1 protein-coding gene is annotated in these 13,211 nt (G+C 76.1%); it reads left to right on the top strand.

The genetic code is table 11. The features are described 5' to 3' along the window. Positions 1 to 13,207, top strand: a 13,207-nt coding sequence (locus tag ACFYOU_RS25030; RefSeq protein ID WP_391308655.1) for a type I polyketide synthase, incomplete at its 5' end; no start/stop codon positions are given. Positions 13,208 to 13,211: the final 4 nt, after the last annotated feature.

Below are 13,211 nucleotides of genomic sequence, written 5' to 3'. Positions count from 1 at the left end.
GCGGTTGATGTTGGAGGTGGCGTGGGAGGCGGTCGAGCGGGCGGGGATCGATCCGCATGCGTTGCGGGGGTCACGCACCGGCGTCTACGCGGGCACCATGTTCCATGACCAGGGCCCCGAACACCCCGGTGACCTCGCCGGGATCGACGGCCAGCGCCTCGTCGGAGGGGCCGCCAGCGTCCTGTCCGGCCGGGTCGCGTTCACCCTCGGTCTGGAGGGTCCCGCGGTCACCCTGGACACCGCCTGCTCCTCGTCGTTGGTGGCGTTGCACCTCGCCGCCCAGGCCCTGCGCAAGGGCGAGTGCAGCCTCGCGCTCGCCGGTGGCGTCACGGTGATGTCCAACCCCGTCTCGTTCGTGGGCTTCAGCCGTCAGCGCGGACTGGCCCCCGACGGCCGCTGCAAGGCGTACGCCTCGGGAGCCGACGGCACCGGCTGGTCGGAGGGCATCGGCCTGCTGGTGGTGGAGAAGCTGTCGGACGCGGTGGCGAACGGGCATCCGGTGCTGGCCGTGCTGCGGGGTTCGGCGGTGAACCAGGACGGTGCGTCGAACGGTTTGACGGCGCCGAACGGTCCGGCGCAGCAGCGGGTGATCCGGGCGGCGTTGGCGGACGCCGGGCTGTCGGGTGCTGATGTCGATGTGGTGGAGGGGCACGGCACGGGGACGAAGCTGGGTGACCCGATCGAGGCGCAGGCCCTGTTGGCGACGTACGGGCAGGACCGTCCGGAGGGCCGGCCGCTGTGGCTCGGCTCGGTGAAGTCGAACCTCGGTCACACCCAGGGCGCCGCGGGGGCGGCCAGCATCATCAAGCTCGTCGAGGCGATGCGGCACGGCACGGTGCCGAAGACGCTGCACGTGGACGAGCCCTCGTCGTTCGTGGACTGGGACTCCGGAGCGGTGGCGCTGGCGACCGAACGGGTCCACTGGCCGCGCGGCGAACGCCCCCGGCGGGCCGGCATCTCGTCGTTCGGGATCAGCGGCACCAACGCCCACGTCATCATCGAGGAACCCGCGGCCGCGGCACCCGTCGAGTACCCCCCGGCGCAGGACGGGCCGCTGCCCCTGCTGCTGTCCGCGCACACCCCGCAGGCCCTGCGCGACCAAGCCCGTCAACTGCTGCCCCTGCTGCGGGACGGGTCGGTCGCCCACCACGACCTCGCCCGGGCACTGGCCACCACCCGCGCCGCCCTGGAGCACCGTGCCGTCGTCACCGGTACCGGCGAGGAACTGGAGGCCGCCCTCACCGCGTTCGCCAGCGGCACCGAAGGACCGGAGACCGCCGAAGGCGTCGCCCGCACCGGCCCGGCCGTCTTCGTCTTCCCCGGCCAGGGCTCCCAGTGGGTGGGCATGGCCCGTGAACTGCTCGCGGAGTCAACGGTGTTCGCGGAGCGGATGGCCGAGTGCGAAGCGGCGCTGGCACCGTTCGTGGACTGGTCGTTGGTGGAGCTGGTGCGCCGGGGCGACGACTGGGAACGCGTCGACGTGGTGCAGCCCGCCCTCTTCTCGGTGATGGTGTCCCTGGCCGCGGTGTGGCGCTCCTGCGGCGTCGAACCGGCCGCGGTGGTCGGCCACTCCCAGGGGGAGATCGCCGCCGCGGTCGTCGCGGGCGGCCTGTCCCTCCAGGACGGTGCGCAGGTGGTCGCGCTGCGCAGCCGGGCGCTGCGGGCGCTCGCCGGCGAGGGCGGCATGGCCTCGGTCGCCCTGCCGGCGGACCGGGTCGAAGCACTCCTCGGCGACCGGTCGGGACGACTGTCCGTGGCGGCCGTCAACGGCCCGGGAACGACCGTGGTGGCCGGCGACCGGGAAGCCCTGGACGCGTTCGTGGCGGACCTCGTCGCCGAGGGCGTCCGCACCCGGACGGTGCCGGTGGACTACGCCTCGCACTCGGTGCACGTGGAGCGCATCCGGACCGAACTCCTGGACCTGCTGGCCCGGATCACCCCCCGCAGCGGTGCGGTGCCGTTCTTCTCCACGGTGGACGGGGCGTTCACCGACACCGCGGGCCTCGACGCCGACTACTGGTACCGCAACCTGCGCGGCACCGTCGCCTTCGCCCCGGCCGTGCGCGCCCTCGCCGAAGCCGGGCACACCGCGTTCATCGAGATCAGCCCGCATCCCGTGCTCACCGCGAGCACCGAGGACACCGTCCGGGCCGCGGACGTCGAGGCCACCGTCCTCGGCACCCTGCGCCGTGACGACGGCGGTCTGCGCCGGCTGCTGCACGCACTCGGCGAGGCATGGGCCCACGGCCTGCCCGTCGACCGGACCGCCCTGACCGCCGGGCCCGCACCGCGTCACGTCGCCCTGCCGACCTATCCGTTCCAACGCCGCCGCTACTGGCCCGAGCCCGCCGAGCTCCCGGAACCCGCCGCGGACGACCTGTGGCGCGAACTGGAGGTCCGCCCGCTCCCCGAACTCGCCGCACTGCTCGACGTCGACGCCGAGGTGCTCGGCCGGGTGCTGCCGGCGCTGGCGTCCTGGCGCAGCGACCGCTCCGCGACCTGGCGCCACGAGATCACCTGGGCGCCGCTGACTCCGGAGCCGAAGGCACCGGCGGCCGGCGCCTGGCTGCTGGTGACGCCCGAAGGCACCGGCGACGCGATCGCCGGGCCGCTGACCGCGGTGGGCCTCGACCTGATCCGCGTCCACGTCACCGATCCCGGCCACGACCGGGCGGCCCTCGCCGACCTGCTGCGCCGGGCGGTGGGAGAGCGTGCCGTCGCCGGAGTGATCTCGTTCCTCGCCGAAGAGCAGCGCGAGCACCCCGCGCACCCCGGCCTGCCCGCCGCCCTGCCCCTGACGCTCGCCCTCGTCCAGGCCCTCGGCGACGCCGCGATCACCGCGCCGCTGTGGTGCGTCACCCGCGAGGTCGCCACGGTCGGCTACGGCGAGCAGCCCGGCCCGGCCGTGCACGCCGCGGTCGCCGGACTCTGCCGCACCGTCGCGCTGGAGCACCCCGACCGCTGGGGCGGCCTGCTCGACCTGCCCGCCGAGTGGGACGACCGGGCCGCCGCACGGGTCCGAACGGTGCTGGCCACGGTCCGCGACGAGGACCACGTCGCCGTGCGCCCCACCGGCACCTACGGGCGGCGGCTGCGGATCGCGCCGCCGGACGCCCGACGGGAGCAGTGGCCCACCACCGGCACGGCCCTGATCACCGGGGGCACCGGCGGTCTCGGCGCGCACCTCGCCCGTCGCCTCGCCGCCGAGGGCGTGCCCCATCTGCTGCTCGTCAGCCGCCGCGGCCCCGACGCCCCCGGCGCCACCGCACTGCACGCGGAACTCACCGCCACCGGCGCCGCGGTCACCCTGGCCCGCTGCGACGTCGGCGACCCCGACCAGATCGCCGCCCTGCTCGCCACCGTCCCGGCCGAGCAGCCGCTCACCGCGGTCTTCCACGCGGCGGGCGTCCTCGACGACGGCACCGTCGACGCGCTGACCCCGGACCGCCTGGCCTCCGTGTACAGGGTCAAGCACACCGCCGCGCACGCCCTGCACGAGGCGACGCTCGGTCACGACCTCACCGCGTTCGTCCTCTTCTCCTCGCTCACCGGCACCCTCGGCGCCGCCGGCCAGGCCAACTACGCCGCCGCCAACGCCGCGCTCGACGCGCTCGCCGGGCGACGCCGCGCCGCGGGGCTGCCGGCGACCTCCGTCGCCTGGGGCGTCTGGGCCGGCGACGGCATGGCCAGCCGCCGCGACGCGGACCGCCTCGGTGACATCGGGGTGCGCGCCATGGCTCCCGAAGCCGCGCTGCGCGCCCTGGGGCGGGTCCTGGCCGGCGCCCCCGCGGACGCCGTCGTCGCCGATGTGGACTGGCCGCGCTTCGCCGAGGTCAGCGGGGTGCGCAGCACCGCGCTGCTGAGCGCGCTGCCCGGGGTCGACGCCCCCGGTGACCCCGCGCAGGACAGCACCTCCCTGCGGAGCCGGCTGGCCCCGCTGTCCCCGCCCGAACGGCTCCGGTCCCTCACCGCCTTGGTGGGCGACCTGGCCCGTCGGGTCCTGGGTCACGCCCCGGACAGCGAGGTGCGGGAGACCCGTGCGTTCACCGAGCTGGGATTCGACTCGCTCAACGCCGTTCAACTGCGCAACCGGATCGGCACGGCCACCGGTCTACGGCTGCCCACCACCCTGCTCTTCGACCACGCCACCCCGCAGGCGTTGGCCGCCCACCTGGTCACCCTGCTCGTCGACGCCGACCCCCCGACGGCGGAACCCGTGGCCCCGACGCCCCTGACGGCGTCCGGTGCCGCGGACGACCCGATCGCGATCGTCGGCATCGGCTGCCGCTTCCCCGGCGGCGCCCACGGGCCCGACGCGCTCTGGCGGCTGCTCAGCGAGGGTCGCGACGCGGTGACCGACTGGCCCGAGGACCGCGGCTGGGACACCGCCCGGCTCCACGACCCCGCCCGGCAGCGCCCCGGGACGACGTACAGCCGCCGCGGTGGATTCCTGCGCGACGTCGCCGGGTTCGACGCCGCCTTCTTCGGCATCTCCCCGCGCGAGGCGCTGGCCATGGACCCGCAACAGCGGCTGCTCCTGGAGACCACCTGGGAGGCGGTCGAACACGCCGGCATCGACCCCGCCTCGCTGCGCGGCAGTTCGGTCGGCGTGTTCGTCGGCACCAACGGCCAGGACTACACCGCCCGCCTCGCCGGGGTGACCGAGGAGACCGAAGGACACTTCCTGACCGGCAACACCGCCAGCGTGCTGTCCGGCCGCGTCTCCTACACCCTCGGCGTCGAGGGCCCCGCGCTGACCGTCGACACCGCCTGCTCGGCCTCCCTGGTGAGCCTGCACCTCGCGGTCCAGTCGCTGCGCCGCGGCGAGTGCGCACAGGCGCTCGCCGGCGGCGTCACCATCATGAGCACCCCCACCCTGTTCGTGGAGTTCAGCCGACAGAACGGCCTCGCGCCCGACGGGCGTTGCAAGGCGTTCGGGGCGGGCGCCGACGGCACCGTCTGGGGCGAGGGCGCCGGTGTGCTGCTGCTGGAGCGCCTCTCCGAAGCCCGTCGCCTGGGACACCGCGTGCTCGCCCTGGTCGGCGGCACGGCCGTCAACCAGGACGGCGCCAGCAACGGGCTGACCGCCCCGAACGGAACCGCCCAACAACAGGTGATCCGCGCCGCGCTCGCCGATGCCGCGCTCACCCCCGCCGACATCGACGCCGTGGAGGCCCACGGCACCGGCACCAGCCTCGGCGACCCCATCGAAGCGCAGGCGCTCCAGGCCGTCTACGGCTCCGGGCGGCACCCCGAGCACCCCCTGTGGTTCGGCTCGGTCAAGTCCAACATCGGACACACCCAGGCCGCGGCGGGCGTCGCCGGGGTCATCAAGCTCGTCCTCGCGATGCAGCACGGCGTGCTGCCCCGGACCCTGCACGCCGACGAGCCCTCCCCGCACGTGGACTGGTCCGCGGGCGGCACGCGACTGTCGACCGGGGCCCGGGAGTGGCCCGGGACCGGACGTCCGCGCCGGTCGGCGGTGTCCTCGTTCGGGATCAGCGGCACCAACGCCCATGTGGTCCTCCAAGAGGCCCCCGCCACCCGCGACGAGCCGCCCGCCGACGAGGTGCTGCCGACGCCGCTGCTCCTGTCCGCCGCCACCGGGCCCGCCCTGGCGGCCCAGGCCGCCCGGCTCGACGCCCACGTACAGGAGCACCCCGCCACGGCCGCGGTGGACGTGGCCCGCACCCTGGCCACCGCCCGCGCCGGACTCCGGCACCGGGCCGCGGTCCTACGGCCCGGGGACGAGGCGATGCGCCGGGCCCTCGCCGCGCTCGCCGCCGCCGGAACCGACGACCACCTGATCACCGGCACGACCGCCGCCACGGGCGCAACCGCCTTCCTCTTCCCCGGCCAGGGCAGCCAGATCGCCTCGGCGGGCGCCGAACTCCACCGGTGCCACCCCGTGTTCGCCGACGCCCTCGACGAGGTGCTCGCCCACTTCGCCCCGCACTTCGACGTGCCGCTGCGGGACGTCATGTTCGCGACCGGGGACGGCCCGTACGCCGGGCTGCTGCACCGCACCCGCTACACCCAGCCCGCCCTGTTCGCCCTCGGGGTCGCCCTGCACCGGCTCCTCGCCCACCACGGGGTCCGGCCGGACCTGCTCATCGGCCACTCCGTCGGCGAGTTGACCGCCGCGCACCTCGCCGGGGTGCTCTCCCTCGCCGACGCCTGCACCCTGGTCGCGGCGCGCGGCCGGCTGATGGACGAACTGCCCGACGGCGGCGTCATGGTGGCGGTGGAGGCCGGCGAGGACGAGGTCCGCGCCCTGCTCACCGAGGACACCGTCTCCGTCGCCGCGGTCAACGGGCCCACTGCCGTGGTGCTCAGCGGCGAGGCCGAGGCGGTCGAGGCGGTCGCCGGGCAACTGCGCGGGCGGGGACGCCGCGTGCGGCGCCTGGAGGTCAGCCACGCGTTCCACTCCACGCGGATGGCACCGATGCTGGACGCCTTCCGCAGGGTCGCGGCCTCCGTCACCTACGCCGCGCCCCGGCTGCCCGTCGTCAGCAACCTGACCGGTGAACCCGCCACCGGCGACGACCTGCGGACCGCCGACTACTGGGTGCGCCACGTCAGCGGCACCGTACGGTTCCTCGACGGCGCCCGGAGCCTGCACGCCGCGGGCGCCACCACCTTCGTGGAGGTGGGGCCGGGCCGGGTGCTGTCGACCCTGCTCGCCGGCGCACTGGCCGACGCCCCCGCGGCCGTGCCGCTGCTCGGCCCGCAGGACACACCGGAGCCGCACGCCGTCACCGCCGCGCTGGCCGCACTGTGGGTCCGCGGCGCACCCGTCGCCTGGCACTCCACCGGGCATCCCGTCGACCTGCCCACGTACCCGTTCGAGCACCGGCGGTTCTGGCCGCGCGAACTGACGGCGGCCCCCGGCACCGCGACCGATCCCGCCGACGCCTGGCGCTACCGCGTCACCTGGGAGCCCCTCACCGCCGCGCTGCGGCCCCGGCTCGGCGGACCGTGGCTGCTCGTCGTCCCCGACACGGGCGCCGACGCCCTCGCCGAGACCGCCCGGGAGGCGCTGACCGCGTACGGCGCCGAGGTCACCGTGGTGAGCAGCGGTTGCGCGCGGTCCACGACGCTCGCCGACCGTCTCGACGAACTCGGCGGGGCCGCGGCGGTGGCCGGCGTGCTGTCGCTGCTCGCCCTGGGCGACGATCCGCTCACCGCCACCCTGCGGCTCGTCCAGGAGACCGGCCGGGCCCGGATCACCGCCCCCCTGTGGTGTCTGACCGCGGGCGTCGCCCAGGACGGCCCGCCCGTCCCGGAGCAGGCGCAGGTGTGGGGCTTCGGCCGGGTGGCGGCCCTGGAACTGCCCGAGCGGTGGGGCGGGTTGGTCGACGTCCCGGGCACCGCCCATGACGGTCTCGCCCGGCAGCTCGCCGCCGCGCTGGCCGGCACCTTCGGCACCGAGGACCAGATCGCGCTGCGCCCCGACGGCGCCCACGGCCGCCGCCTGGTCCGCGACGTCCCCACCCCGGAGCCGTCCCCGAGCCGGTGGGCCACCAAGGGCACCGTCCTGATCACCGGCGGCACCGGCGGCATCGGCGTGCACCTGGCCCGGGCCCTGGCCGCGGACGGCGCCGAACACCTCGTCCTCACCAGCCGTCGCGGGCCCGACGCCCCCGGCGCCGGGGACCTCGTCGCGGAGCTCGGGCGGCTCGGAGCCCGGGTCACCGTCGAAGCGTGCGACGTCGCCGACCGGGCCGCGCTCGGCTCGTTGCTGGACCGGTTGCGCGCGGCCGACGACCTGCCGCGGGCCGTGTTCCACGCCGCCGGCACCGTCACCGCCACCCGCATCGAACACTGCACCCCGCAGCAGTGGCACGACGAACTCGCCGCGAAGGCGGTCGGCGCCTCCCACCTCGACGCCCTGTTCGCCGACGAACCGCTCGACGCGTTCGTGCTGTTCTCGTCGATCGCCGGCGTCTGGGGCAGCGGCGGGCAGAGCGGCTACGCAGCCGCCAACGCCCACCTCGACGCGCTCGCCGCCCGGCGCCGCGCCCGGGGCCTGCCCGCCACCTCCGTCGCCTGGGGGCCCTGGGCGGGCACCGGCATGGCCGACGGCGACGCCGGGACCAGCCTGCGGGCCCACGGCCTGGACGGACTCGAACCCGCCGCCGCCCTCGACGCACTGCGCCGCACCGTCGACCGCGGCGGCACCTGCGTGGTGCTCGCCGACGTCACCTGGGAACGCTTCGCACCGCCGTTCACCGCGGCCCGCCCCAGCGCCCTGCTGCGCGGCATACCGGAGGCGACCACCCCCGACGCCCCCGCCGCGAACGACACCACCACCGGGTGGCGGCGCCGCTTCACCGCACTGCCGCGGACCGCGCGGCTCGACCTGCTGCACTCCACGGTGGTCGCCGAAGCCGCCCGCGCCCTCGGCCACGACGGCGGCCACCCCATCGACCCCGACCGGCCGCTGCGCGAACTCGGCTTCGACTCGCTGACCACGGTGGACCTGCGCAACCGGCTGGTCGCGGCCACCGGCCTGTCGCTGCCCGCCACCCTGGTCTTCGACCACCCCACCGCCGACGCCCTCGCCCGGTACCTGCACACCCAGCTCACCGGCGCGGACGAGACCCCCGACGCACCGGTCGCGCACGTCGGCGACAGCGCGGAACCCCTGGCCGTCGTCGCCATGGCCTGCCGCTTCCCGGGCGGGGTCCGCTCACCCGACGACCTCTGGCGACTCGTCACCGACGGGACCGACGCGATCGCCCCGATGCCGGCCGACCGCGGCTGGGACCTCGCCGCGCTCTACGACCCCGACCCCGAGCACCCCGGCACCTTCTCCACCACCGGCGGCGGTTTCCTCGACACGGCCGGCGACTTCGACGCGGAGTTCTTCGGCATCTCCCCGCGCGAGGCCCTGGCCATGGACCCCCAGCACCGGTTGCTGCTGGAGGCCGCCTGGGAAGCACTCGAAGGCGCCGGCATCGACCCGACCCGGGTCAAGGGCACCGCGGGCGGCGTGTTCGTCGGCGTCGCCGGACAGGGCTACGGCTCCGGCCCCGCGGGCACCGACGTCGAGGGACACCTCCTCACCGGCAACGTCTCCAGCGTCGCCTCCGGACGGATCGCCTACCACCTCGGGATCGAAGGACCCGCCGTCACCCTGGACACCGCCTGCTCCTCCTCACTGGTCGCCCTGCACCTCGCCGGACAGGCACTGCGCAGCGGGGAGTGCTCCTTCGCCCTGGTCGGCGGCGCCGCCGTGATGGCCGGCCCGGACGTCTTCGTCGAGTTCAGCCGGCAGCGGGGACTGTCCCCCGACGGCCGCTGCCGCGCCTTCGGCGACGCCGCCGACGGCACCGGCTGGGGCGAGGGCGTCGGGATGCTCGTCGTCGAGCGACTGTCCGAGGCCCGCCGCCACGGACACCCGGTGCTCGCCGTGGTCCGCGGCTCGGCCGTCAACCAGGACGGCGCGTCGAACGGCCTCACCGCACCCAACGGCCCGGCGCAGCAACGGGTGATCCGGCAGGCGCTGGCCAACGCGGGCGTCGAAGCCGCCGAAGTGGACCTGGTCGAGGCCCACGGAACGGGCACCGTCCTGGGCGACCCGATCGAGGCCCAGGCCCTGTTGGCGACGTACGGACAGGACCGTCCCGAAGGCCGACCGCTGCGGCTCGGCTCGTTGAAGTCCAACATCGGGCACACCCAGGCCGCGGCCGGTGTCGCCGGCATCATCAAGACCGTCCAGGCCCTGCGGCACGGCGTGCTGCCCCGCACCCTGCACGCGGACGAGCCCAGCAGCCGCGTCGACTGGTCCGCCGGCGAGGTCGCCCTCCTCGCCGAGGCCCTGCCCTGGACCACCGAGGGCCGACCGCGTCGCGCCGCGGTCTCCGCCTTCGGCATGAGCGGCACCAACGCCCACGTCATCCTCGAAGAGGCAGCGACCGCCGAGACGTCCACCACCACCGGGGCACCGCCCGCGGGCGCCGTGCCGTGGGTGCTGTCGGCGCGCACCGAACCCGCGCTACGGGCCCAGGCCGCCCGGCTGCGCACCCACCTGGCGCTGCACCCCGAACTCACGGCCGGTGTCGTGGCCCGGGACCTGGCCGGCACCCGGACCGCGTTCCCCGTGCGCGCCGCCCTGGTGGGCGCCGCGGACGACGAACTCCGGGCGGCGCTCACCGCCGTCGCCGACGGGCAACTGGCCGCCGGAGTCACCCGCGGCAACGCCTCACCCGGCCGCACCGTCTTCGTCTTCCCCGGCCAGGGCTCGCAATGGCCCAAGATGGCCGCCGACCTGCTGGACACCGCACCGGAGTTCGCCGCGCGCATCGCCGACTGCGAGCGGGCCCTCGCCCCGCACGTCGACTGGTCGCTCACCGACGTGCTGCGCAGCGCGCCGGGCGCCGCCTCGCTGGACCGGGTCGACGTCGTGCAACCGGCCCTGTTCGCCGTGATGGTGGCGCTGGCCGCCCAGTGGCGCGCCCTCGGCGTGGAACCCGACGCCGTCATCGGCCACAGCCAGGGCGAGATCGCCGCGGCCTGCGTCGCCGGAGCCCTGTCCCTCGACGACGCGGCGGCGACCGTGGCCCTGCGCAGCCGGGCGCTGCGCACCCTGCACGGCACCGGCTCCATGCTGTCGCTGGCCGCCCCTCGGGACCGCGTCGAGGAGCTGCTCGCCCCGTACGGCGAGCGGGTGTGCGTGGCCGCGGTCAACGGCCCGGCGGCGGTGACCGTCGCCGGCGACCCCGAGTCGCTGACGGCCCTGGCGGACGCCGCCGCCCGCGAAGGCGTGCGCACCCGGCGGCTCCCCGTCGACTACGCGTCCCACTCGCCCCACGTGGCCGCCGTGCGCGAAGAACTGCTGACCGAACTCGCCGACCTGCGACCCCGACCCGCGGAGGTCCCCCTCCACTCAACGGTCACCGGAGAGTACGTCGACGGCGAGACGCTCGACGCCGCCTACTGGTACCGCAACCTGCGCGAGACGGTCGAGTTCGCCCGCAGCACCGCACGACTGCTGGACGACGGCTTCACCCGCTTCATCGAAGTGAGCCCGCACCCCGTGCTCACCGCGGGCGTCGACGGGTGCGCCGAGGAACAGGGCCGCCCGGTGACCGCCCTCGGCACGCTGCGCCGCGACGACGGCGGCTGGCCCCGGCTGCTGACGGCCCTCGGCGACGCCTGGGCCGACGGCGCCGCCGTCGCCTGGGAGCGGGTGCCCACCGTCGCCGCCCCCGGAACGGCCGTGCCGCTGCCGACCTACGCCTTCCAACACGAACGCCACTGGCTGCCCACACCGGGCCGGCGCGATCCGGCCGCGTCCACCGACGGCCCCGGGCTCGCCTACCGCACCCGCTGGCAGCCGGCCCCGGAGACCACCGGAGCACCGCTCGACGGGAACTGGCTGCTCCTCGTCCCCGACGGCGTGCCCCGGGACCACCCGGCGGTCACGGCCTGCGAACGGGCGCTGTCGCTCGGCGGTGCGCAGCCGACCGTCCTCGACTGGACGGGCCGGGCCGGAGCCGAACTCCTCGCCGGGGCGGGGCGGTCGACCGGGATCGTGTCACTGCTCGCCCTGGCCGGGGACACCACCGGTACGGAGCCCACCACGGCCCCCGCCGCACTGGTGTCCACCGTGGAACTGGTGCGCGCACTGGACTCCGTCGGCAGCACCGCACCGCTGTGGTGCGTCACCACCTCGGCGGTGGCCGTCGGCGACGAACCCCCGTCCCACCCCGGCCAAGCCGGCCTGTGGGGCCTCGGCCAGGTCCTGCTGCTGGAACAGGAGGCCCGCTTCGGCGGTCTGCTCGACCTGCCCGCCGCACCCGGCGACGACCTCGCCCGGCGGATCGCCTCGCTGCTCGCCGGCGGACACGACGAGGACCAGATCGCCCTCCGGGACGGGGGCCGGTTCGTCCGCCGCCTGGTGCGCGCCGACGGGCCGGTGGCCCCGGCGCCGCAGACCTGGACGCCCGCGGGCCGACCCGCCCTGGTGACGGGCGGGCTCACCCCCCTCACCGCGGGGCTCGCCCGGTGGCTGGCCGGCGGCGGCGCCACCCGCGTCCTGCTCACGGACGCGGCCGGCAGCGACGACACCGAGGTCCGGGAACTGCGCCGGGAACTGGCCGACCTGGGGGCCCACCTCACCGTCACCGACCGCGACGCCACCGACCCCGCCGTGCTCGACGCCCTGGACGGGCAGGCCCCCGGGACCCTCGTGCACCTGGTCGCCGCGGGGGAACCGGGCGCCGCCCTGGCCGCGCTGACCGCGGACGAACTCGACGCCGCCGTCCGCACCACGGTGGCCCCGGTCCACCACCTGGACTCGCTGGCCGCCCCGGACGCCACCCTGGTGGTCCTCACCCCGCTGCACGCGGTGTGGGGCGCGGCCCGCCGGGGCGCGGCCTCCGCCGCCCTCACCACCCTCGACGCCCTCGCCGGACAGCGCCGCGCCCGCGGACTGCCCACCCTCGTGGTCGCCGTCGGCGGACAGGAACCGGGGGCGGCCGCCGCCGACCGGCCGCTCGCCCCGGACACCGTCACCGCGCGGCTCCACCACCTGCTGGACCACGGGGCGACCGGCGAGGTGATCGCGGACGTCGACCTGACCCGCATCATCGCGTCCATCCCCAGCACCCGGGCCCTCGGCCTGATGCGGGAACTCCCGGAGATCGCCCGGGCCCTGCGCGAGACCCCGGCCGACGACGGCGCCCCCGCCGCGGAACTGGCCGCCCGGCTCGCCCCGCTCGACGAGCCGGCGCGCCGCCGGGAACTGCTGGACCTGGTCCTCGGTCACGCCGCCGCGGTCCTCGGACACAGCGACCGCAAGGCCGTGCGTCCCGACCGGGCCTTCTCGGACAGCGGCTTCGACTCGATGTTCGCCGTCCAGTTCCGCAACCAACTGCGGACCAGCACCGGCGTCCCGCTCAGCGCCACGGTCGTCTTCGACCACCCCACCCCCGAGGCACTGGTGGACGTCCTGCACGACGAACTGTTCTCCGGCACTGCCGCGAGCGCCCAGGCACTGGCCGAGCTCCAACGACTGGAAGCCCTCCTCGAAGGGCTCGACCCGGACCTGCCGGGCGGCCGGGAGATCGGCGTGCGCCTGACGAACCTCGTCCGCCGCTTCACCGCACCGAGCGACCCCGCCGACGACGGCGAGCGGATCGACGGCGCCACCGCGGACGAGCTCTTCGACCTTCTCGACAACAACTACGGCATGGCCTGAGGAG

This window comes from Streptomyces sp. NPDC005955 (assembly GCF_042871255.1).
Lineage (GTDB): Bacteria > Actinomycetota > Actinomycetes > Streptomycetales > Streptomycetaceae > Streptomyces.
The sequence above is the reverse complement of the archived record's forward strand: the minus strand, read 5'-3'. Positions and strand labels throughout refer to the sequence as shown.